The following is a 22,361-nucleotide window of genomic DNA, read 5'->3' as shown; positions in this document are numbered from 1 at the left end:
GACATCAGCTCTGGGCGGTCCAGGACTGGCACCAGCCCGCCGGCTCGACGCTGTTCTGGGGGAACAGCTGGCAACCTTGGCTGTCAGCCTGGAAGAACATGCAGTTGCTGCACTTTTCGCCTTCCTCATAGGCCGGATGGTCGGCAGCTTCGCTGGCGTCCTTGACGTAGTTGAGCGCCTGGGCCTGCTCGTTGGAGGGGTCCAGCGGCGGCAGGTCCTGGGCAAAGGCGCGGCTGGAGAGGATGCCGGCTCCCAGGGGGAGGGCAGCCATGCCCATCAGGCTATGGCGCATGAAGTCACGACGGCTGTGGTTAGCCATGGAATCTCCTTGTATCACGTTGCCAGACACGGACGGGCCAGGGCCCGCTATTCTCGGGTGGTGTTCCACCTCTAGGAATCCGACAGTCGCCTGTCGGCAGGGTTCGCCTCGTCATCATAGTCAAGGCGACCCCGGTATGCGAACGGTGCGCTGCGACGACTTGTCGCGTCGCCAGGGGCGCCAATCAGAGGGTGATGCTTCGCGCTCACCGGCGCTGGTATACTCGATCCGAGAACCCGGGCAGTTTCGATGGCTGCCCGCCGCCCATCTCCGCCCGCGTGGCGACATCCGGAGAGAGCCCGATGCAGAATGCCGTGATCCTGATCAATACCGAGAAGGGGCAGGTCAAGTCGGTGGCCGAGCGCCTGGCCGACGTCGAAGGGGTCAGTGAGGTCTACTCCACCTGTGGCCGCTATGACCTGGTGGCCATCGCGCGCACGCGTGACTTCGAGAGCCTGGCCGAGCTGGTGACCGGGCGCCTCAATGCCGTGGAGGGCATCCGGGAGACGGAGACGCTCAACGCCATGCAGGTGCACTCCCGCCACGACCTGGAGACCATGTTCTCGCTGGGCTGGTAGTCGCGCCGGCCAGGCGCCGTTATGGAGGGCGCCACCCGTCACTCACTTCATCAACAGGAAAGCCTTTCACGGATGAGTCGTTCCTCTCTGTTGCGCCGCCGTCCGCTGCGGCGTTTCGCCGTCAGTCTGCTGTTCGTGGTCGTGGGGGGCGGCCTCTGGCATCTCCAGGAGCGTGAGCTGCGCGACTCGTTGGTGTGGATGGGGGTGCCCGAGTGGCAGGAGCCATCACTCACCGGCTTTCATCGCGTGCTGCGCAATGATGGCTTCCTGGTCGGCTGGTCCGACCTGCGGGTCAATCCGCTGTGGGCCAGCTATCGACTTCAGGCGGTCGAAAGCCCCGAGTCGGGACCGCGCCCGGCATTTCGCCGAGACTGGCGTACCCTGTGGCCGATCGGCACCAACCACTACGCCGGCAGCGGCTTCGATCGTGGGCACCTGGCACCCAACTACGCCATTGCCGCGGTGCATGGTCGCGACGCCCAGCACGACACCTTCTACATGAGCAACATGACGCCCCAGCGGCCCGATCTCAATCGACGCCTCTGGCAGCGCCTCGAAGAGGTGGTGATGGATCATTTCGTGCCACGCTTTGGTGCGGTGCAAGTCATTACCGGGCCGATTTTCCCCGAACGCTTCCTCGATAACGTGCTCAATCGGGTCGGTTTCGTGGAGATCCCCGAGGCCTTCTACAAGATTATCGTGGTGCCCGGCGAAAGGCCCCGCGCCCTGGCCTTCGTGATGCCCCAGGGGGTGCGCGGCGACGAGTCATTGGGCGACTATCTGGTAAGCATCGACGCCATCGAGGCGCGTACCGGACTCGACTTCTTTCCCAGGCTTCCCGAGTCGGCTGCGAAAGTGCTGGAGGGGAGGGTCGATACCCGTGGCTGGGGGCTGGAGGAGGTGGCAAACCGCCCCGGGCGCTTCGAATAGCGTGTTATATAGATACAAAAAAACCGCGATTCAGTGTCGCGGTTCCTCGATGATCTTGCCTGCTCTAACCTGCATGACGCGATATGAATGGTGCCCAGGAGAGGACTTGAACCTCCACATCCGTAAGGATACTAGCACCTGAAGCTAGCGCGTCTACCAATTCCGCCACCTGGGCGCATCATGCATCTCGTCGTGTTCGGGCTTCCCGAAGGATGGTGCCCAGGAGAGGACTTGAACCTCCACGTCCGTAAGGACACTAGCACCTGAAGCTAGCGCGTCTACCAATTCCGCCACCTGGGCGAACACGAGCGAGTCGTACTGTATAAAGAGCAATGGTGCCCAGAAGAGGACTTGAACCTCCACGTCCGTAAGGACACTAGCACCTGAAGCTAGCGCGTCTACCAATTCCGCCATCTGGGCAGGCGACGCGTATACTACCCGAATTGTGCCGGTTTGCAAGAGGGAATAGGGGAGCTGCGGCAATTTTTTCCCACACAGCCCGGTTCATCGAGGTTGGGTGACCGCGCCTGCGGCGCTATACTGCGGCCATGATCAATGAACCCCTAAGCAGTACCCCGTTCCCGTGGCGCCCGAGCGCCAGCTTACTCATGTCGTCCCCGACCCTGCCAAGGATGCACCGCGCATGACTCATTGGACGCTCAGCGACGATCCGCACGCGGAACGTGAAGCCCACAAGTATGACAAGCCAGCTCCCAGCCGCGAATATCTGCTCGCCCGCCTGGAGGAGGCTGGCAAGCCGCTTACCCACGAAAAGATGAGCCAGCTGCTCGGCCTTGAGGATGAGGATCTGCAGGAGGCGGTGCGCCGCCGGCTGGCGGCCATGGAGCGCGATGGTCAGGTGCTGCGCAATCGTGCGCGAGCCTATGCACTGATCGACAAGCTCGACCTGATCAAGGGCAAGGTGCTGGGTCACCGCGACGGCTTCGGCTTCGTGCTACGTGACGACGGCAAGAAGCCCGACCTGATGCTGCCGCCGCGGCAGATGCGGCGGGTTTTCCACGGCGATCAGGTGCTGGTGCGCGTCAGCGGACGCGATCGCCGCGGTCGCGACGAGGCCACCATCGCCGAGGTGCTGGCTCGCAATACCCAGTCCATCGTTGGTGTCTACCGCGAGAATACTCCCGAGTTCGGCGTGTTGATCCCCGAGAATCCGCGCATCACCCAGGAGGTGATCATCCCACACAGCGCCTGCGGCGGAGCGAAGGATGGCCAGGTGGTGTCGGCGCATATCGTCAAGCAGCCCGAGACGCGGGTGCAGCCGGTCGGCGAGGTGGTAGAGGTGCTGGGTGAGCGCATGGATCCCGGCATGGAGATCGATATCGCCATTCGCAGCTACGAGATTCCCGCCGAGTTTCCGCCTGAGGTCCACGACCAGATCGCCAGCATGTCCGCAGAGGTTGCCGAGGTGGACAAGCAGAGCCGTATCGATCTGCGTGACGTGCCGCTGGTGACCATCGATGACGAGACCGCCAAGGACTTCGATGACGCCGTCTGCGCCTGGAAGACCAAGTCCGGCAGCTGGAAGCTGCTGGTGGCCATCGCCGACGTCTCCCACTATGTGCGCCCAGGCAGTGCCCTGGACCAGGAGGCGATCCGCCGCGGCAACTCGGTCTACTTCCCGGGGCAGGTCGTGCCGATGCTGCCGGAGCTGCTCTCCAACGGGCTCTGTTCGCTCAATCCCGCGGTCGACCGCCTCGCCCTGGTCTGCGAGATGAATATCTCCCAGAGCGGCGCCATCAGCCGTTACCGCTTCTACGAGGCGGTGTTCCAGTCCCATGCACGCCTGACCTACAACAAGGTGGCGGCGATCCTCGACGATGAGGGGCAGGAGGGGGAGGCCCTGCGCGAGGAGTACCGCGAGCTCGTGCCTTCGCTGAAGAACCTGCATGCCCTCTACCGGCTGCTGCGCGAGGCGCGGGTGGAGCGAGGAGCCATCGACTTCGAGACCACCGAGACGGCCATCGTCTTCAACGACGAGCGCAAGATCGAGAAGATCGTGCCGCGCTCGCGCAACGATGCCCACAAGATCATCGAGGAGTGCATGCTGGCGGCTAACGTGGCCACGGCGCGCTTCCTCGACAAGCATGATCTGCCGGCCCTCTATCGTATCCACGAGCAGCCCTCGCCGGAGCGTCTCGACAAGCTGCGCCTGTTTCTCAGCGAGCTTGGCCTGACCCTGGGCGGCGGCGATGATCCGAGCCCCCAGGACTACCGCGACCTGGCCGAGGCCATCAAGGGGCGCCCCGACACCGATGTCATCCAGACGGTGATGCTGCGCTCCATGAGTCGGGCGATTTACTCACCCCAGAACGATGGGCACTTCGGCCTGGCTTACCCGGCCTATGCCCACTTCACCTCGCCGATCCGTCGCTATCCGGACCTGATCGTGCACCGTGCCATTCGCTCGGTGATTCGCGGACCGCGCCAGACCAACACCGTGCTGAGAGCCGAGGGGGCCCCGGTGGAGCCGCCCAGCAAGTGGGCGCCCTATACCTTCGAGCAGATGCTCGAGCTCGGCGAGCACTGCTCGATGACCGAGCGTCGCGCCGATGACGCCACACGCGACGTCGAGGACTGGCTCAAGTGCGAGTTCATGTCCGACAAGCTCGGCGAGATCTTCGACGGCACCATCGCGTCGGTGACCCAGTTCGGCATCTTCGTGCGGCTCGATGAGGTCTATGTCGAGGGGCTGGTGCATGTCACGTCGCTGCCCTCGGACTACTACCACTACGAGCCTGAGAAGCACCGCCTCAAGGGCGAGCGCAGTGGCATGAGCTACCGTCTCGGCGACGGTGTCACCGTGCAGGTGGCTCGCGTCGACCTGGATGATCGCAAGATCGATTTCGCCCTGGCCGATGAGCAGCCGCGTCCCAAGCGGGCGCCGCGCCGTCGCCGTGCGGTAGATGATGCCCCCGCCAAGGGGCGCGCCAGCGCCGGCGGCAAGCCACCCAAGGCCGAGGCCTCGTCTGGCGAGACCTCCGGCAAGGGGGGCGAATCCGCCAAAAACGACAAGTCCGACAAGGGCGATGGCCGCAAGCGCAGCGGCAACCGTCGGCGCCGTTCGCGGCGCTGAATTCCGTGGCGGACCCTCGGGTCCGCCGTGTGACCCGCAATGAAGCGAGAGACATGAAGCAGAAGCGATCACAGCGGCCCGCCGCTGGCAAGCCGGCGACGCCCGGTGGCCTGGAGGCGGTATTCGGTGTGCATGCCGTGCGTGCGCTGATCGAGCGTGGTGAAATACCTCGCGAGCTATGGGTGCAGCAGGGCGGCGCGGAGGCGCGCCTCGCCGAGCTGGTAGAGACCGCCCGAGGTGGCGGTGCCCGCATCCAGTCACGTCCGCGTGACGAGCTGGACCGCCTGGCCCAGGGGGCCGCCCACCAGGGCGTCGTTGCCTTCACCAAGCCGTTGGCGTTCGAGGCCGAGAATGCGCTGTGGTTCCGCCTGGAAGCGTGGCCCCATGCGACGCCCCCGCTGCTGCTGGTGCTCGATGGCATCACCGATGTGCACAACTTTGGCGCCTGCCTGCGCAGCGCCGATGCCGCCGGGGTGCATGGGGTGATCGTGCCGAAGGACAAGGCCGCACCGCTCAATGCCACGGTACGCAAGGTGGCCTGTGGTGCCGCCGAGAGCGTGCCGGTCTACCAGGTCACCAATCTTGCCCGCGCCCTGGCCAGGCTCAAGTCGCTGGGCGTCTGGGTGACCGGTACTGCCGGTGAGGCGGAGTCGCTGGTATTCGAGGTCGACCTGACCGGGGCCACGGCACTGGTCATGGGGGCCGAGGGCAAGGGCATGCGCCGCCTGACACGTGAGGCCTGTGATCAGTTGGTCAAGCTGCCCATGGCCGGTACGGTATCCAGTCTCAATGTCTCGGTTGCCACCGGGATCAGCCTCTTCGAGGTGGTGCGCCAGCGCCGCCAGGCTTCGCCTGGAGCCATAAGCCATAAGCCATAATTGCTAAGAACCCCGGTACCGACTCGAGTGCCGGGAGCGGCAAGCCGATTCCCCGCTTGCGCGCGAGGCGCGTACTCTTTAGAATGCCTGCGCCCGTTCGTCCATCGAGCGGGCATTCGTGTTTTTTTCTATCACCTCCTTGCTTCCCCGGAGCCAAGACCTCCCGAGGAAGCTGCCAAACCGCAAGGAGATCCCATGCGTCATTATGAAATCGTGTTCATGGTCCATCCGGACCAGAGCGAGCAGGTTCCGGCCATGGTCGAGCGCTATACCGGCCTCGTTACCGAGAACGGCGGCACCGTGCATCGCCTGGAGGATTGGGGCCGTCGTCACCTGGCCTACCCGATCAACAAGATCCACAAGGCTCACTACGTGCTGATGAACGTCGAGTGCAGCGGCGAGACCCTCGACGAGATCGAGAACATCTTCCGCTTCAACGACGCCATCATCCGTAGCCTGGTGGTGCGCTGCAACGAAGCCATCACCGAGGCCTCGCCGATGATGAAGCCGGTGGAAGAGAAGCGTGCACGTCGCGACGAGAAGCCTCGCGACGAGAAGCCTCGCGCCGAGTCCGCCTGATACCCCCCATCGCACGTCTGAAGGAGTCTTTACATGGCACGCTTTTTCCGTCGCCGCAAGTTCTGCCGTTTCACCGCCGAGGGCGTGAAGCAGATCGACTACAAGGATCTGGACACCCTCAAGGCCTACATCACCGAGACCGGCAAGATCGTTCCCAGCCGTATCACCGGTACCAAGGCCCGCTACCAGCGTCAGCTGGCGACCGCCGTCAAGCGCTCGCGCTACCTGGCGCTGCTGCCCTACTCCGATAGCCACCAGTAAGCCAGCGGCAAGATGCTGACGATCGCCCGCTGGGTGATGCGCGGCACGCCCCACGCCATCGGCGGGGCTGTCGTGGCCACCCTGATTCCCTGGCTGTTCTGGCTGGGGGCCGCCATCGCGGCCCTGGTCACCCTGCGTCGAGGCCTCTCCCCGGCGCTACCGGTGATCGTGGCTGCCGCCGTGCCTTCGGGCTGGTGGTGGGTGCAGGGGGATGTCATCCCCCTGGCCAGCGTGCTGCTGGTGACCCTGATGGCGGTGGTGCTGCGCTCTCGCCTGCGCTGGAGCGAGGCGCTGATCGCCGGTGCCCTGGCTGGCGCGGCGATGATCCAGCTGGGGATCTTCCTGCCGCCCGGAGGCACCGGAGAGCTGCTCGACCAGCTGCGTCAGGCCTCTCCCGAGGTGGGGCGCCTGCTCAACGAGCTGGGCAGTCAGGGGCTCGATACCGAGCAGCTGGCGGGATTGCTGATCGGTGGCGTCACCGGGCTTATCGTGCTGATCGCCGCCGTCGGCTGCCTGGCCCTGGCGCGTAGCTGGCAGGCGGGGCTCTATAACCCCGGTGGATTCCGCGAGGAGTTCCACGCCCTGCGCCTGAGGCCTGCCGAACTGGCCATGCTGGTGGCGCTCGGCGTGATCGGTGCCGTGCTGGGGCTGCCCGGCCTGGGCATGCTGCTGTGGGTACCGCTGCTGGTCGCCGGCATCGCCCTGGTGCATGGATTTATCGGATTTAAAGGGATGAACGGGCTGTGGCTGGTCGTCTTCTACCTGCTGCTGATCACTACATGGCCCATGATTCTGATCGTGCTGCTGCTGGCCGCTATCGACGTCTTCGCGGACATTCGCGGGCGCCTGGCCAGCCGTAACTGACAAGAGGTTTACGAGATGGAAGTCATTCTGCTCGACAACATTGGCAAGCTGGGTGGCCTGGGTGACCAGGTGACCGTCAAGCCCGGCTACGGCCGCAACTACCTGGTGCCTTACGGTCTTGCCGTGCCGGCCACCAAGGACAACATCGAGGCCTTCGAGGCCCAGCGTGCCGAGCTCGAGGCCCAGGCCGCCGAGCGCAAGGCCGAGGCCGAGGAGCGCGCCGCACAGCTCAACGAGATCGAACTCTCCCTGGTCGCCAAGTCCGGCGATGAAGGCAAGCTGTTCGGCTCCATTGGCCCCCGCGACCTGGCCGACGCCATCGCGTCTGCCGGCATCGATGTGGCCAAGAGCGAAGTGCGCATGCCGGAAGGTCCGATCCGTGCCGTCGGCGAGTACGACATTCAGCTGCGCCTGCATGCCGAAGTCGAAGCCACCGTGCGCGTGGTGGTAGTGGCCGAATAAGTTCAGGCGGCCGCCACCGACGAGGGGCGCGAGGAGAGATCCTCGCGCCCCTCGTCGCGTTGGGGGGAAGAGTCATGGGGCGCGTCGCCTGACTGGGGTAGAATGGCGACCCCGCAATGCCCAGGGTGAAGACCGCCATGTCAGAGATGCTCGAGCACGACCAGGAAACCGCCGCCCTCAAGGTGCCGCCCCACTCGCTGGAGGCGGAGCAGTCGGTGCTGGGCGGACTGATGCTCGATAACCAGGCCTGGGACAATGTCGCCGACCGCCTGGTGGCCGACGACTTCTACCGTTACGAACATCGGATGATCTTCAATGTCATGGCCGAACTGGCCGAGTCGGCGCGGCCGCTGGACGTGGTGACGCTCTCCGAGGCGCTGGAGGGGCGCGACCAGCTCGATACCGTGGGCGGCCTGGCGACGCTGGCGGAGCTGGCCCGCAACACGCCTTCGGCCAGCAATATCCGCGCCTATGCCGATATCGTTCGTGAGCGGGCCACGCTGCGCAAGTTGATCCGTGCCGCCAGCCAGATCGCCGATGGCGCCTTCAGCCCCCAGGGGAGACCGGCGAATGAGCTGGTCGACGAGGCAGAGCGACTGGTCTTCCAGATCAGCGAGGAGCGGCCCAAGTCGGGTGGTCCCATCGGCATGAGCGAGCTGCTCGCCAAAGCGGTGGACCGCATCGACGAACTGTTCAACATGCAGGGCGAGATGACCGGTCTCTCCACCGGTTTCCGAGACCTGGATGAGATGACCTCGGGCCTGCAACCCTCGGATCTGGTGATCATTGCCGGGCGCCCCTCCATGGGCAAGACGACCTTCGCCATGAATCTGGTGGAGCATGCGGTCATCTCCAGCGAAAAGCCGGTGATGGTGTTCTCCATGGAGATGCCCGCCGATGCCCTGATGCTGCGCATGCTCTCTTCGCTGGGGCGCATCGACCAGACACGGGTGCGGACGGGCCAGCTGGAGGATGAGGACTGGCCGCGCCTGACCTCGGCGGTCAACCTGCTCAAGGACAAGCAGCTGTTCATCGATGATACCGCGGCGCTGTCACCCAACGAGATGCGTTCGCGTATTCGGCGCGTGGTCCGGGAGCATGGCAATGTCGGGCTGGTGATGATCGACTATCTGCAGCTGATGCAGATCCCCGGCTTCTCCGAGAACCGCACCGGCGAGATCTCAGAGATATCCCGCTCGCTCAAGGGGCTGGCCAAGGAGTTTGGCTGTCCAGTGGTGGCTCTCTCCCAGCTCAACCGCTCCCTTGAGCAGCGACCCAACAAGCGTCCGGTGATGTCGGACCTGCGCGAGAGTGGCGCCATCGAGCAGGATGCCGACGTGATCGCCTTCGTCTATCGCGACGAGGTCTATAATCCTGACAACCCCGACAATCAGGGGCTCGCCGAGCTGATCATCGGCAAGCAGCGTAATGGTCCCATCGGCACGGTACATATGGCATTTATCGGCCGCTATACCCGCTTCGAGGACCTGGCGCCGGACAGCTATGGCGATGGCTTCGGCGAATAGGCTCGGCCTCTCGGCTTGAGCCGTGACGAGGGGCCCGTATAATGCCCACCCTTTCAGTTAGCATAGCCAGGAGGCAGCATGGCAGGTGGATTTCGGCGCGGTAATCGACAGCGTGCACCCAAGCTGGAGGCGCGCGGCGAGCTTCAGTCCGTGGAGCGCGAAGGCCCGTTCAAGGAGTGGCTGGGCATGCCCGACCTCTACCGCTACCAGCTGGTAGTGGAGGGCGAGACCTACAGCTACCAGACCGAGGATGCCGAGCTTCCGGTGGTCGTCGGTGATAGAGTGGTATTTCGCTACAAGGAGACCAAGGCCGGCAAGTGGGTCGACCGAAACTCCCTGGGAAAGGCGATTGATCCCTCAGATTATCAATAGCTTGCGGAACTCGCCAGGGATGCCGGTGTCATATCCTTGACATGCGGTCGTCACCCCGGTGTCATCCGTGGGTGTCAGGCTGCCAGGAACTTCAACGATAAAATACCTGGAGGGATCCATGGAATTTCACGAGTTAAAGGCCTTCGCGGCCCATCACGACAACTACGAGATTCGCGTCATCGGCCATGCCGGCAGCCGCTTCTATCAAGTGGAGCTGGAAGATATCGAGGGGCAGCGTCATATGCTGACCCGTAAGGGCAAGCCGGTGCTCTTCCGTTCGCTGGAAGATGTCTACGTGGAGCTCAAGCGTGCCGGTATCCACCGTGCCTACCTGGTGCAGCAGGTGCCCCACGATGAAGTGATCGGTCGCGAGACTCACTATCAGGAGCCGCTGACCTCACGCATGCCGCTGGTGTTCTGAGCCGCCCTCGCGAACAGGGCCCCGCGTCACTCCTTCTCCCGCCGTTCCAGCCAGCGTCCCAGACGCAGACGACGGCGGGCAAACCAGCGGTACCCCGCATCCATCAGCCCGCCGATCCCTGGCAGGGTGCTCATCCAGACCAGCCGTCGATAGCCCAGCACCGCGTAGAGGGCACGGCTGGCGTCCATCCCCACGAACCAGCGCCCCGCCGCGTCGCGCACGTGCAGCCGGCCCATCATCGCCGCAACGCTGCGGCCGAGCGGCACGGCATCGAAATTCGCGGCCTGGATATCCACCAATGTGACACGCTCTCGGCGCGGGTGACGTGTCAGCCAGGCGACCTCCCGCTGGCATAGCGGGCAGTGACCATCGTGGAAGAGGGTCACCGGGGCGCGGGCAGCGAGGGTGGCGCGTCGGGTCATTTCGGCGTCTCCTCGACGCCAGCATAGCCCGCCCGGTGTTCGCCCTGACCACGGGCGTGTGAATAGGCGGGCGCAGCATCGAGCCGCTCGAGAAAGGCGCCGGCCTGGTCGCGCATGGCGTTGCGTTTCTCCTCGCTCATGCGCGACAGGCTGCCGTAGATCAGCTTCATGCGCGGATTGGTGCTCAGGGTCTCGGCGTGGCGCTCCAGAAAGTCCCAGTAGAGGCTGTTGAACGGGCAGGCGTCGGGACCCGTCACCCGCTTGGGGTCAAAACGACAGTGCCGGCAGTGATCCGACATGCGATCGATATACTTTCCCGAGGCGCAGTAGGGCTTCGAGCCCATCAGTCCACCATCGGCGTGCAGCACCATGCCCAGGGTGTTGGGCAGCTCCACCCACTCGCAGGCGTCGGCGTAGACCGCGAGATACCAGTCGCAGAGCGCCTCGGGTGCCACATCGCAGAGCAGGGCGAAGTTGCCCGTCACCATCAGCCGCTGGATATGGTGGGCATAGGCGTTATCGCGGGTCATCTCGATGGCACGGCGCAGGCAGCGCATCTCGGTCTCGCCGTCCCAGAAGAAGTTCGGCAGGCCACGCCGGGCGCCCAGGGCGTTGCCGCGCTTGTAGTCGGGCATGCGGGTCCAGTAGACCCCGCGGACATATTCGCGCCAGCCCAGCACCTGGCGGATGAAGCCTTCTACCGAATTGAGTGGCGCTCGCCCCTCGTGGTATTCGCGCTCGGCGGCTTCGCACACCTCCCGGGGCGAGAGCAGCCCCAGATTGAGCGCCGCCGCGAGCCGCGAATGGAACAGAAAAGGCTCACTGTCGCTGATGGCATCCTGGTAGCGACCGAAGGCGGGCAGCAGGTGTTCGATGAAATGGCGCAGGTCGACCAGCGCCTGGCGTCGTGTCACCGGCCAGTGGAAGCCCTCGAGGCTGCCGAAGTGGTCGCCGAAGTGTTCTGCCACCAGGGCGATCACGGCGCGAGTGGTGGTGTCATGGCGATGATGGGGGGGCGCGGGCACCGGGGTCCCGGTCGGTAACGGCTCGCGGTTGTCGTGATCGAGATTCCAGCGGCCGCCTGCGGGTTCCTCGCCCTCCATCAGCAGGCCGCTGCGGCGCCGCTGCTCCCGGTAGAAGTACTCCATGCGCAGCGACCTGCGGCCGCTTGCCCAGGCCGCGAAGTCGTCCGGCGTGGTATAGAAGCGGTCGTCCTCGAGGAGTCGCCAGGGCAGGGTGGCGTGCTCACGCTCGCGCATCGCCTGCCACAGCCGCCACTCCCCGGGGCGCACGACCCGAATCTCGTCGCAGGCGTGGAGTCTGGCCAGGCGCTGTGCCTCTGTCACCAGCGCCTGGGTGTTGTCGGGGTCATCCAGGGCGCTGTAGTGCACCCGGTAGCCGCGCTTGCGCAGTGCCTCGGCGAAGTGACGCATGGCGGCGAGGATGAGCGCGATCTTCTGGGGGTGGTGTGGCACATAGCGCCCCTCGGCGGAGACCTCACAGAGCGCCACCACCGCGTTGGCGGGCAGGTCGCGGAGGCTGGGAAGCATCAGGCTGAGCTGGTCGCCGAGCACGAGCACCAGGGGGCGAGGCATAAGGTTTATCCAAAGGTGTACAGGAAAATATTATAGTACAACCTTGTCGCCGCCGCCGCGAGGGGCCTGATACACTAGTCCCATCTTCATCAACCGTGCGTATCGACCAAGGAGTCAGCCCATGACCACCACGACCCAGGATTCGGCCAATCCCGGCATGGACCACCCCGGCGGCGGGCGCCTGGCCCATGCGCCGGAGGATCATCCGCCGATTCCGCATGCCCGGGTCGGGGTGGTGCTGGTCAACCTGGGCACCCCGGATGCCACCGACTACTGGTCCATGCGTCGCTACCTCAACGAGTTTCTCTCCGACAAGCGAGTGGTGGACTACCCCCGCTGGAAGTGGCAGCCGCTGCTGCAGCTGATCATCCTCTCGCGCCGTCCCTTCAAGTCCGGTGAGGCCTATCGCGGTATCTGGAACACCGAGAAGGATGAGAGCCCGCTGCTGACCATTACCAGGGAGCAGACCCGCAAGGTGGCCGAAGGGCTCGAGGCGAGCCATGGCGACCGGGTGATGGTCGACTTCGCCATGCGCTACGGCAACCCCTCCACTGACAGCGTACTCAAGCGCCTGCAGGCGGCGGGCTGCGAGCGGATTCTGTTCTTTCCACTCTATCCACAGTACGCCTCGCCGACCACCGCTACCGCCAATGATCATGCCTTCCGTACCCTGATGAAGCTCAAGTGGCAACCGGCGATTCGCACCGTGCCGGCCTACTTCGAGCACCCGCAGTATGTCGAGGCCCTGGCCAACAGCGTGCGCGAGGCCTATGCCGCCGCCGAGACGACACCCGAGGTGCTGGTGGCCTCCTATCATGGCGTGCCCAAGCGCTTCCTGATGGAGGGGGATCCCTACCACTGCCAGTGCCAGAAGACCACGCGGCTGCTGCGCGAGGCGCTAGGCTGGGAAGAGGGGGCCATCCAGACCGCCTTCCAATCGCAGTTCGGCCCCGAGGAGTGGGTGGGGCCGGCGACCGTGGAGCATGTCGCCGAGCTGGCGCGCCAGGGCAGGAAGCATATTGCCGTGGTGTCGCCGGCCTTCTCCGCCGACTGTGTCGAGACCCTGGAGGAGATCGAGGAGGAGATTCGCGATGCGTTCCTCGAGGCCGGTGGCGAGACCTTCACCTATGTGCCCTGCCTCAACGAACGTGACGACCATATCGCTGCCCTGCTGTCGATCATCGACAACGAGCTGGGGGGCTGGGTCTAGGCACGCCACTGGCGGGCCGGAGTAAGGCGTCAGTCGTAGCCGCGGTCCGGATGGGGTACCGGCTTCTCGCCCACCTCCTCGCGGCGCAGTTCTGCCGGCCGGCCAGTGGTCTTTTCCACGTGCTTGAGCTTCAGGTGAAGCCCGGTCTTGGCCAGCAGGTGAGCGCTGACCGGCGCGGTGATAAACAGGAAGATGGTGATCAGCACCTCCTGAATATCCGGCTTCCCTTCGCTCGCCCAGAAGTAGATCATCGAGGCGCCCAGCATGCAGCCGATCCCCAGGGTCGTGGCCTTGGTGGGGCCGTGCAGGCGCATATAGAAGTCGCGCAGATGGGTCATGCCCAGCGAACCGATAAAGATGAAGGCGCCGCCGGCCACCAGCAGCAGGGAGGCGACTCCCTCGATGAGAAAGTGCAGCGTCATGATGACCTCCTATTCGATGATGTCGCCACGCAGCAGGTACTTGCACACCGCCACGGTACTGATGAAGCCAAGCATGGCGATCAGCAGCGCCGCCTCGAAGTAGGTCTTGGTATCCAGCCACAGCCCCAGCAGCACGATCAGCGCGATGGAGTTGATGTACATGGTGTCCAGCGCCAGCAGCCGGTCGGGCATGTCCGGGCCGATGGTCAGTCGATAGACATTCAGCGCCATGGCCGCCACGACCAGCGCCAGACTGGTCCAGAGTGCAACCTCAATCATTCGTAGATCTCCTTAAGCGGCCGCTCATAGCGCTCGCGAATGGTCTCGATCAATGCATCATCATCCTCCACGTCGAGGGCATGAATCAGCAGCGACTTGCCATCCAGGCGAAGGTTGGCCGAGACCGTGCCCGGTGTCAGGCTGATGGTGTTGGCGAGCAGGGTAATGGTGAAGCGGTTCTCCAGCATCAATGGGTACTCGATGAAGTGAGGCCGCATGCGCCGCCAGGGGTTGATGATCAGCCAGGCGACCTGAAGGTTGGCGATCACGATGTCGCCGAGTACACGTAGCGCAAAGCGCAGCAGCAGGGCCGGCTTCTTGACATGGGGCTGCGTGTCCCAGAAGCGGTGAGTTGCCAGAGGGATCGCTACCGCCAGGGTACCGCCCAGCAGGATATGGCCGAAAGCAACGCTGCGTACCATCAGCAGCCAGACGATCAGCAGCAGAATCGACAGCAGCGGTGTCGGCAGCCAGGAGCGAGGCTGAATCATGGGGCATCTCCCTCGTTGTTCAGCAGGGCGCGTGTCAGGGCTTCGGGGCGGGCCAGCTGTTCGGCGGTGGCCTCGGTGTAGTCGGTCAGCGGGCCGGCCAGGGCCACCAGCAGCGGGGCGGCACCGATCAACCAGGCGACGCCGAACCACTGACGGCGGGGCAGGTGCTGACCATCGGCCGAGCCGGTGCTGCGCCAGAACAGCGTGGAGCCCGCCCGCGATAGGGCAATGATGGCGGCGAGGCCGCTGAGCAACAGGATCGGCCATAGCCAGACACGCTGGGCGCCCTCGGCGGTGGCCATCAGCAGTGCCTTGCCGATTGCCCCCGAGAGCGGTGGCATACCGGCCACGGCGATGGCGCCGGCGAAGAACAGGGCGGCGAGCCACCCTCCCTGGCGCAGGGGTTGGCCCTTGACCAGACGAGTACCCGCCTTGCCGCGTTGGGCCCCGATCATTTCGGCGAGCAGGAAGAGGCCGCCGGTGACCAGGGTGGTATGGATCAGGTAGTAGAGCAGGGCGGAGACCGCCGCAGGAGTGCCGATACCGATCCCCGCCAGCAAGGTACCCACCGAGACCAGCACCAGATAGGCCACCAGCAGGCGCAGGTCCCGAGCGGCCAGTGCGCCGATGGTGGCCACCACCAGGGTACCCAGCGACAGCCACCATACCCAGCCCTGCTCCAGATCGGCCAGGGGGCCGGCGGCCTCACCGAAGACCAGCGAGTAGACCCGCAGGATGGCGTAGATCCCCACCTTGGTCATGATGGCGAACAGTGCCGCGACCGGTGCGGGGGCCGCGGCATACGCCTTGGGTAGCCAGAAGTAGAGCGGCAGGATAGCCGCCTTGAGGCCGAACACGACCAGTAGCATCAGGGCGCCCGCTACTACCAGTCCCTCATGCTCGGCTGGCAGTTCGCTCAGACGAACGGCCATGTCGGCCATGTTGAGGGTGCCGGTGGCCCCATAGAGGATGCCGACGCTGATCAGGAACAGCGAGGATCCGGCCAGGTTGAGCACCACGTAGTGAACTCCGGACATGATCCTCTCCTTGCCGCCACCGTGCAGCAGCAGTGCATAGGAGGCGAGCAGCAGGACCTCGAAGAACACGAACAGGTTGAATAGATCGCCGGTCAGGAAGGCGCCATTGATCCCCATCAGCTGCCACTGGAAGAGGCCGTGAAAGTTGCTGCCGCGCTCGTCGTCGCCGGCACAGGCGAACACCACGGCGCCCAGCGCGAGGATGGCGGTGAGCAGCACCATCATGGCCGATAGCCGGTCGAGTACCAGCACGATGCCGAACGGAGGCTGCCAGTCTCCCAGGGCGTAGTAGGTCACCTCGCCGCCGGCGGCTCGGGCCACCAGGGCGATGCCTACCAGCAACAGGCCCAGAGTGGCGCCGACCCCGATCAGGCGCTTCAGGCGCACGTTGCCCTGGCGCTGGAAGAGCAGCAGGATGCCCACTACCAGTGGCAGTACCACCGGCAGCACGATCAGATGAGTGCTCATCGACGCCCCTCCCCGGCTTCATGCTTGCGGCCATCCACATGGTCGTTGCCCGCCTCGCTGCGTGCGCGCATCGCCAGGATCACCACGAAAGCGGTCATGGCGAAGCCGATCACGATGGCGGTCAATACCAGCGCCTGGGGCAGTGGGTCGGCGTACTCCTTGGCGCCGTTGATCAGTGCGGCGCCATCGGTGGTCAGGCCGCCCATGGAGAACAGAAACAGGTTCACCGCGTAGGAGAGCAGGGTCAGGCCCACCACGACGGGGAAGGTACGTGAACGTAGGACCAGGTAGAGTCCGCAGGCGGTAAGTACGCCGGTGGTGATGGCGTAAAGGCTTTCCATCAGGTGGTCTCCTTGCGGGGGCGCTGGGGTGATGCATCGACCTCGGGCGTGGGCTCCTTGGCCGGGCGATGGACCGTGGTCACCTTGCCCAGGTTGGCCAGGATCATCAGGGTGGCGCCGACCACGGCGAGATAGACTCCGAGGTCGAACAGCATCGCGGTGGCCAGCTCGAACTCGCCGATCAGCGGCAGATGAAAATGACCGAATGACGAGGTCAGGAAGGGATAGCCGAACAGCCAGCTGCCCAGTCCCGTGAGGGTGGCGATGCCGACCCCGGCCACGGCCACCGGCTGGTAGGGGAAGTCGAGGCGCTCCTGGCTCCACTCCACGCCGCGCGCCATATAGAGCAGAATCAGTGCCACGGCGGTGACCAGGCCGGCAATGAACCCGCCTCCCGGCTCGTTGTGACCGCGCAGAAAGATGAAGGCTGAGACGAGCAGGGCCAGCGGCAGCAGCGCCATGGAGATGGAGGTGAGAACCGCCGGATAGCGATCCGGCGCCCAGAGGCGTCCCTCGCTGTCGCTATGGGGCATGAACAGCCGCAGGCGATTGAGCAGCTTGAAGATCGCCAGGCCGGCCAGGGCCAGCACGGTGATTTCACCCAGGGTGTCGAAGCCGCGGAAGTCCACCAGGATGACGTTGACCACATTGTGGCCGCCCCCTCCAGGGATGCTGTTCTCCAGGAAGAAGCCGGAGATGGGCGAGTTGTCGCGCGTCAGCACCGCATAGTTGAGGCTGGCGACCACCAGTCCCAGGCTGCTGGCCAGCACCACATCGCGCAGGTTGCGGCGGTTGGAGGACTCGGTGGGGGTCTTCTGGGGCAGGAAGAACAGCGCCAACATCAGCAGGATCATGGTGACCACCTCGACCGAAAGCTGGGTCAGGGCGAGATCCGGCGCCGAGAAGCGGGCGAAGGTCAGGGCGACGACCAGCCCCACCACCGACAGCATGATCAACGAGATCAGTCGGAAACGGTGAGTCACCGCGGTGGCGATGCCGCCGAACACCAGCAGGGCGGCGCCGAGCAGCACGACACCATCGATGGGCTGGTTGCCCTGGGGGCCGGTCAGGCCGCTGATGCGTGCCAGCCCCAGGCTTCCCATCAGCAGCGAGGCGAACAGCAGCCAGCTCATGTAGCGCTGCAGGGAGCCTCCCTCGAAGCGCTTCAGGCCGTGTTCGGACCAGCGGCCCAGGCACTGCAGCGCGGCCTCGAACACCAGGCGCGCATCCACCGGGCTGAAACCGCGGTGGAAGTGGCGCAGGTCGGCGTGACGCCGGTAGGCCGTGATTCCGGCCACCAGGGCCAGCGCACTCATCGCTAGCGGCAGATTCAGGCCGTGCCAGATCGCCAGGTGGAAGTCGAGAGGTGCGCCAAGCACCGCCTCCACGGCCAGGCCCAGCAGCCCCTCGGCCAGTACCGGCACCAGGCCGACGATCACGCATAATGCCACCAGCAGCGCCACCGGCGCACGCATCAGCCACGGCGGCTCGTGGGGCGTATGAGGTGGGTCCTCCTTGGCGGGCTTGAAGAAGACCGCGTGCACCAGTCGTAGCGAATAGGCGACCGAGAGGATGCCGCCCAGGGCGGCGAGTACCGGCAGCAACCAGCTCAGTCCGGCCAGCACCGGCGTCTCCAGGGTCTCGGTGAAGAACATCTCCTTGGAGATAAAGCCGTTGAGCAGTGGCACCCCGGCCATGGCGGCCCCCGCCACGCTGGTCAGCAGGGCGGTGACCGGCATCGCCTTGCGCAGGCCGCCCAGGCGGGCGAGTTCGCGGGTGCCGGCCTCGTGGTCGATAATCCCGGCGCTCATGAACAGCGCCGCCTTGAAGCTGGCGTGGTTGAGGATGTGGAACAGTGCAGCCAGCACCGCCATGGGGCTGCCGATGCCCAGCAGGACCGTGATAAGCCCCAGATGGCTGACCGTGGAGAAGGCCAGAATGCCCTTGAGGTCGGTCTTGAGCAGCGCAAACCAGGCCCCGTAGAGCATGGTCGCCATGCCGATCAGGGAGACGACCACCGACCACAGCTCACTGCCGGCGATGGCGGGATGCAGCCGCGCCATCAGGAAGATGCCCGCCTTGACCATGGTGGCCGAGTGCAGATAGGCCGAGACCGGCGTGGGCGCGGCCATGGCGTGAGGCAGCCAGAACTGGAAGGGGAACTGGGCCGACTTGGTGAAGGCCCCCAGCAGTACCAGTGCCAGCATGACCGGGTAGCGCGGGTCGGCCAGTATCGCCTCACCACCGGCCAGCACATCGTCCATGGCGTAGCTGCCGACCATGTCGCCCAGCAGCAGCAGGCCGGCGAGCAGTGCCAGGCCACCTGCGCCGGTCACGGTAAGCGCCATGCGTGCGCCCTTGCGGGCATCGCTGCGGTGTGACCAGAAGCCGATCAGCAGGAAGGAGGAGAGGCTGGTCAGTTCCCAGTAGAGCCATAGCAGGATCAGGTTGTCGGCCATCACGATGCCGACCATCGAGGCCATGAACAGGATCAGGTAGGCGTAGAAGCGTCCGAAGGGCTCCTCCGCCGAAAGATAAAAATGGGCGTAGAGCAGGATCAGCAGGCCGATACCCAGGATCAGCAGGTTGAAGAGCACCGATAGTCCATCCAGGCGGAAGGCCAGCTCGAGCCCCAGGCTGGGTATCCAGCCGACCGTTGCGCGCAGGGCCTCGCCGCTGGAGAGGGCCGGCAACTGTGCCAGCATCAGCAGCAAAGCCAGGGTCGGGAGGACGGCAGTAGCGAGAGAGCATATACGCCGTCCGTGGCTGGCGGTGACCATTGGTACCAGCATGCCCGCCAGCGGCAGCAGGGCTATCCACATCAATGTCATCGGTCGCTCATCCTGCAAATATGAAGTGTGGGGAAGAGGCATAGGCTACCCGCAGGGCAAGGTGATGCACCAGCGTGGGTCGCATCACTCCCCTGGGGCGGCCTGACGAGACGATATATCGAGCATCCTAACGCAAAGCGTTCCTGTGCGTCCCCGGCTTGTGTTTCAACACCTTGTATGACTAATGTGGTGAAATCGACCGACGGGAGAGCATCTGATGCAACTCGCCGTGCTGGGAGGATTCGTGGTGGCGAGCCTGGTGCCGCTGCTGCACCGATGGTTCGGAGCGGGCACCGCGCGGGTGCTGGCGCTGCTGCCGGCGGCTATCGCCGCCTGGCTGCTGGCCCAGTGGCCGGTCATCGCCGCGGGTGAGACCCTGTGGCTCGAGTGGGCCTGGGTGCCGGGCCTCGATATCACCCTGACCTTCCTGATCGATGGTCTGGCGTGGCTCTTCGCCATGCTGATCTCGATGATCGGCACCTTGGTGCTGCTCTACGCCGGCGACTATCTCCACGGCCACCGCGACCTGCCGCGATTCCTGGTGGTGATCACCGCCTTCATGATGTCGATGCTGGGCCTGGTGCTGGCCGACAACCTGGTCACTCTGTTCGTGTTCTGGGAGCTGACCAGCATCACCTCCTATCTGCTGATCGGCTTCAACCACACCGATCCGGCGGCGCGCAAGTCGGCCCAGCAGGGGCTCTTCGTCACCGTGGGTGGTGGCCTGGCGCTGCTCGCCGGCTTCGTCATGCTGGCCCTGGCCGGCGATAGCTGGTCGCTGGCCGAGCTCAACACCCGCGGTGAGCAGCTCAAGGCGCATGTACTCTATCTGCCGCTGTTGATCTGCGTGCTGCTGGGTGCCTTCACCAAGTCGGCTCAGTTCCCCTTTCACTTCTGGCTGCCCAATGCCATGGCGGCGCCCACCCCGGTCTCGGCTTATCTGCACTCGGCCACCATGGTCAAGGCGGGGGTCTATCTGCTGGCGCGGCTGCATCCGGCGCTGGGCGGCACCGAGCCCTGGGTGATCACGCTCTCCCTGGTGGGGGCGCTGACCATGGCCAGTGGCGCCTTCCTGGCGATCCAGCACACCAACGTCAAGACGCTGCTGGCCTACTCCACGGTGATGGCGCTGGGCACCCTGACGATGCTGCTGGGCATCGGCACCGAGGCCGCGCTCACCGCCTTCGTGGTCTTCCTGCTCGCCCACTCCCTTTACAAGGGGGCGCTGTTCATGGTGGCCGGGATCCTCGACCACGAGACCGGTACCCGGGACGTCACCGCCATGGGCGGATTGCGTCACGCCATGCCGTGTACCGCCCTGGTGGCGGTGGTGGCGGCGCTGTCGCTGGCGGGGTTGCCGCCGCTGCTGGGCTTTATCGGCAAGGAGCTGATGCTGGAGTCGCTGCTGGCCGCGGCAGCCTATCGGGCGGTGATCCTGCCGCTGGCCTTCCTGGCCGCCTTCCTGACCCTGGCGGTGGCGGCGGTCGTCGCCATTCGCCCCTTCTTCGGCCCGCTGCGGCAGACACCGAGCGCCCCCCGAGAGGCCTCCTTCGGCATGCTCGCCGGCCCCGCGCTGCTGGCCGCACTGTCACTGCTGTTTGGCCTGGCGCCCGGGCTCCTCGACTCCCTGGTCGGGGCCACCGTGGCGGGCATCGGGGCGGGGTCGGCCGAGGTGCATCTGGCGCTCTGGCACGGCATCAACCTGCCGCTGCTGCTCTCCCTGGCGAGCCTGGGGCTGGGGGCCCTGGTGTTCCGCCGCTGGGATCGCCTGCGCGCCTGGCTGGCACGCCTCGAGCCACTGATGGCGCGCGGTCCCGAGGCCGGCTATGAGGCCCTGATGAGGGGCATGGTGGATCTCGCCGAGTGGCAGACCCGCTTCCTGCAGAGCGGCTATCTTCGTAACTACCTGGTGATCACCCTGCTGGTGTTGCTGGGGCTTGTGGGGCATGCGTTGCTGCTGCGGCATACGCCCAGCATCACCTTCACGTTGGATATCTACTTCCATGAGGCGGTGGCGGCGGGGCTGATGGTGGCCGGAGCGGTCGCCGCCTGCGTGATGCGCTCGCGGCTGGCGGCGGTGGCCGCGGTGGGGGTGATGGGCTTCTCCATTGCCCTGACCTTCGTGCTGTTCAGTGCACCGGACCTGGCCATCACCCAGCTGCTGGTGGAGACCCTGACGGTGATCCTGCTGGTGCTGGTTCTGTTCCGGCTGCCGCGCTTCGCGACCCTCTCGACCCCCGCCGAGCGACTGCGCGACCTGGCGGTGGCGGGGCTCTCCGGCGGGCTGGTGACGCTGCTGATGCTCGCCGTGCTCTCCGGCGAGCGGCTGCCGCGCATCTCCGACTACATGGTCGCCAACAGCCAGCCGCTGGGGCGCGGCCACAATATCGTCAACGTCATCCTGGTGGACTTCCGTGCCCTCGACACCCTGGGCGAGATGTTCGTGCTGGCGCTGGCGGCCAGCGGCGTCTATGCGATGCTGCGCTTCCACGCCGAGGAGTACGCGGCCAGGGATGCCGGCCACACCCCGAGGAGCGACGATGGTTAGATCCGGCACGCTGATCCTCAACGTGGCGGCACGACTGCTGCTGCCGCTGCAGCTGATGTTCTCGCTGTTCCTGCTGCTGCGTGGCCACGACGAGCCGGGTGGCGGCTTCATCGCCGGACTGGTCGCCGCGGGGGGCTTCGCCCTTTACCTGTTCGCCTATGGGCGGCGCGCCCTGGGCGCGATGATCAAGGTCTCGCCGCGGGACCTCGTGGGGGGCGGCCTGCTGCTGGGAGTCGCCTCCACGCTGCCCGCCTGGTGGCATGGCCAGCCCTTCTTTACCGCTCAGTGGTGGGCCCTGCCGGTGATCGACTTCAAGGCCTCGACGCCGCTGATCTTCGATATCGGGGTCTACCTGGTGGTGCTTGGCTCGGTGCTGACCGCCATCACCGCTCTGGTCAAGACCGATCAGGCAGACGACGAACGCTGAGGAGGT

General features: G+C 65.4%; 23 protein-coding genes and 3 tRNA genes. 14 read left to right on the top strand and 12 right to left on the bottom strand.

The window, feature by feature from the left end:
- Window positions 1-4 precede the first annotated feature (4 nt).
- Window positions 5-319: a high-potential iron-sulfur protein gene (locus E0702_RS12425; RefSeq protein WP_132044302.1), complete on the bottom strand. Its 315-nt coding sequence runs from the start codon at window positions 317-319 to the stop codon at window positions 5-7.
- A 302-nt stretch (window positions 320-621) separates the two neighbouring features.
- Here E0702_RS12425 and E0702_RS12420 point away from each other — a divergent pair, with 302 nt between their 5' ends.
- Together E0702_RS12420 and E0702_RS12415 are read left to right on the top strand one after the other, a co-directional pair.
- On the top strand, window positions 622-897 hold the full coding sequence (locus E0702_RS12420) for an Lrp/AsnC family transcriptional regulator (RefSeq protein WP_132044351.1): 276 nt from the start codon (window positions 622-624) through the stop codon (window positions 895-897).
- Between the two features lie 72 nt (window positions 898-969).
- Entirely contained in the window at window positions 970-1,827 is an 858-nt protein-coding gene (locus tag E0702_RS12415; protein WP_202597224.1) for a DNA/RNA non-specific endonuclease, read from the top strand.
- Between the two features lie 88 nt (window positions 1,828-1,915).
- Here the strand turns inward: E0702_RS12415 and E0702_RS12410 are convergent.
- From E0702_RS12410 to E0702_RS12400, 3 genes are all read right to left on the bottom strand, one after another.
- Window positions 1,916-2,002 (bottom strand) — tRNA-Leu (locus tag E0702_RS12410).
- A gap of 38 nt (window positions 2,003-2,040) precedes the next feature.
- A tRNA-Leu gene (locus E0702_RS12405) sits at window positions 2,041-2,127 on the bottom strand.
- Between the two features lie 33 nt (window positions 2,128-2,160).
- Window positions 2,161-2,247, bottom strand: a tRNA-Leu gene (locus tag E0702_RS12400).
- Window positions 2,248-2,470: 223 nt separating this feature from the next.
- Here E0702_RS12400 and rnr point away from each other — a divergent pair.
- The 9 genes from rnr to E0702_RS12355 all read left to right on the top strand — a co-directional run bounded on the left by rnr (window position 2,471) and on the right by E0702_RS12355 (window position 10,284).
- Window positions 2,471-4,921: a ribonuclease R gene (rnr, locus tag E0702_RS12395; protein WP_132044300.1), complete on the top strand. Its 2,451-nt coding sequence runs from the start codon at window positions 2,471-2,473 to the stop codon at window positions 4,919-4,921.
- A gap of 53 nt (window positions 4,922-4,974) precedes the next feature.
- Window positions 4,975-5,799: a 23S rRNA (guanosine(2251)-2'-O)-methyltransferase RlmB gene (rlmB, locus tag E0702_RS12390; protein WP_132044298.1), complete on the top strand. Its 825-nt coding sequence runs from the start codon at window positions 4,975-4,977 to the stop codon at window positions 5,797-5,799.
- A 195-nt stretch (window positions 5,800-5,994) separates the two neighbouring features.
- Window positions 5,995-6,378 (top strand): 30S ribosomal protein S6, encoded by a 384-nt coding sequence (gene rpsF / locus E0702_RS12385; RefSeq protein ID WP_132044296.1) that lies wholly within the window; start codon window positions 5,995-5,997, stop codon window positions 6,376-6,378.
- Between the two features lie 33 nt (window positions 6,379-6,411).
- Entirely contained in the window at window positions 6,412-6,639 is a 228-nt protein-coding gene (gene rpsR, locus E0702_RS12380) for a 30S ribosomal protein S18 (RefSeq protein WP_027960188.1), read from the top strand.
- Window positions 6,640-6,651: 12 nt separating this feature from the next.
- Window positions 6,652-7,503: a hypothetical protein gene (locus tag E0702_RS12375; protein WP_132044294.1), complete on the top strand. Its 852-nt coding sequence runs from the start codon at window positions 6,652-6,654 to the stop codon at window positions 7,501-7,503.
- A 15-nt stretch (window positions 7,504-7,518) separates the two neighbouring features.
- Window positions 7,519-7,965 carry a 50S ribosomal protein L9 gene (gene rplI, locus E0702_RS12370; protein ID WP_132044292.1) on the top strand — a complete coding sequence of 149 codons (447 nt, stop codon included), beginning with the start codon at window positions 7,519-7,521 and terminating at the stop codon, window positions 7,963-7,965.
- A 137-nt stretch (window positions 7,966-8,102) separates the two neighbouring features.
- On the top strand, window positions 8,103-9,491 hold the full coding sequence (gene dnaB / locus E0702_RS12365; protein ID WP_132044290.1) for a replicative DNA helicase: 1,389 nt from the start codon (window positions 8,103-8,105) through the stop codon (window positions 9,489-9,491).
- Window positions 9,492-9,569: 78 nt separating this feature from the next.
- Entirely contained in the window at window positions 9,570-9,863 is a 294-nt protein-coding gene (locus E0702_RS12360) for a hypothetical protein (protein WP_132044288.1), read from the top strand.
- A 118-nt stretch (window positions 9,864-9,981) separates the two neighbouring features.
- A complete protein-coding gene (locus tag E0702_RS12355; RefSeq protein WP_132044286.1) occupies window positions 9,982-10,284 on the top strand; it encodes a DUF6482 family protein in 303 nt (100 codons plus the stop codon).
- Window positions 10,285-10,310: 26 nt separating this feature from the next.
- Here the strand turns inward: E0702_RS12355 and E0702_RS12350 are convergent, their stop codons facing one another.
- Together E0702_RS12350 and E0702_RS12345 are read right to left on the bottom strand one after the other, a co-directional pair.
- A complete protein-coding gene (locus tag E0702_RS12350) occupies window positions 10,311-10,706 on the bottom strand; it encodes a thiol-disulfide oxidoreductase DCC family protein (protein ID WP_132044284.1) in 396 nt (131 codons plus the stop codon).
- Complete coding sequence (locus tag E0702_RS12345) at window positions 10,703-12,301, bottom strand: cryptochrome/photolyase family protein (RefSeq protein WP_132044282.1); 1,599 nt, start codon at window positions 12,299-12,301, stop codon at window positions 10,703-10,705. Before E0702_RS12345 ends, E0702_RS12350 begins: the two co-directional genes overlap by 4 nt.
- A 121-nt stretch (window positions 12,302-12,422) precedes the next feature.
- Here E0702_RS12345 and hemH point away from each other — a divergent pair, with 121 nt between their 5' ends.
- Window positions 12,423-13,511, top strand: coding sequence for a ferrochelatase (gene hemH / locus E0702_RS12340; protein ID WP_240721732.1), 1,089 nt, complete (start codon window positions 12,423-12,425; stop codon window positions 13,509-13,511).
- A 29-nt stretch (window positions 13,512-13,540) separates the two neighbouring features.
- Here hemH and E0702_RS12335 read toward each other — a convergent pair whose 3' ends face one another.
- From E0702_RS12335 to E0702_RS12310, 6 genes are read right to left on the bottom strand one after another with little or no spacing between them, the layout of a single operon-like run.
- On the bottom strand, window positions 13,541-13,933 hold the full coding sequence (locus tag E0702_RS12335) for a Na+/H+ antiporter subunit G (RefSeq protein WP_202597223.1): 393 nt from the start codon (window positions 13,931-13,933) through the stop codon (window positions 13,541-13,543).
- Window positions 13,934-13,942: 9 nt separating this feature from the next.
- Complete coding sequence (locus E0702_RS12330) at window positions 13,943-14,212, bottom strand: K+/H+ antiporter subunit F (RefSeq protein WP_132044280.1); 270 nt, start codon at window positions 14,210-14,212, stop codon at window positions 13,943-13,945.
- On the bottom strand, window positions 14,209-14,703 hold the full coding sequence (locus E0702_RS12325) for a Na+/H+ antiporter subunit E (protein WP_132044278.1): 495 nt from the start codon (window positions 14,701-14,703) through the stop codon (window positions 14,209-14,211). Before E0702_RS12325 ends, E0702_RS12330 begins: the two co-directional genes overlap by 4 nt.
- Window positions 14,700-16,208, bottom strand: coding sequence for a monovalent cation/H+ antiporter subunit D (locus E0702_RS12320; RefSeq protein ID WP_132044276.1), 1,509 nt, complete (start codon window positions 16,206-16,208; stop codon window positions 14,700-14,702). Before E0702_RS12320 ends, E0702_RS12325 begins: the two co-directional genes overlap by 4 nt.
- Window positions 16,205-16,549 (bottom strand): Na+/H+ antiporter subunit C, encoded by a 345-nt coding sequence (locus E0702_RS12315; RefSeq protein WP_132044274.1) that lies wholly within the window; start codon window positions 16,547-16,549, stop codon window positions 16,205-16,207. The genes E0702_RS12320 and E0702_RS12315 overlap by 4 nt, the downstream gene beginning before the upstream one ends.
- The gene (locus tag E0702_RS12310) at window positions 16,549-19,380 is read right to left on the bottom strand and encodes a monovalent cation/H+ antiporter subunit A (RefSeq protein ID WP_132044272.1); all 2,832 of its coding nucleotides are present in this window, start codon (window positions 19,378-19,380) and stop codon (window positions 16,549-16,551) included. The genes E0702_RS12315 and E0702_RS12310 overlap by 1 nt, the downstream gene beginning before the upstream one ends.
- A gap of 217 nt (window positions 19,381-19,597) precedes the next feature.
- On the opposite strand from E0702_RS12310, the gene E0702_RS12305 reads away from it, so the two are divergent.
- On the top strand, window positions 19,598-21,928 hold the full coding sequence (locus E0702_RS12305) for a putative monovalent cation/H+ antiporter subunit A (RefSeq protein ID WP_132044270.1): 2,331 nt from the start codon (window positions 19,598-19,600) through the stop codon (window positions 21,926-21,928).
- Window positions 21,921-22,355 (top strand): Na+/H+ antiporter subunit B, encoded by a 435-nt coding sequence (locus tag E0702_RS12300; RefSeq protein WP_132044268.1) that lies wholly within the window; start codon window positions 21,921-21,923, stop codon window positions 22,353-22,355. The genes E0702_RS12305 and E0702_RS12300 overlap by 8 nt, the downstream gene beginning before the upstream one ends.
- Window positions 22,356-22,361 lie beyond the last annotated feature (6 nt).

It is taken from the genome of Halomonas marinisediminis, assembly GCF_004347715.1.
Taxonomy (GTDB): Bacteria; Pseudomonadota; Gammaproteobacteria; order Pseudomonadales; family Halomonadaceae; genus Halomonas; species Halomonas icarae.
This window is presented reverse-complemented; position numbering and strand designations above follow the sequence as displayed.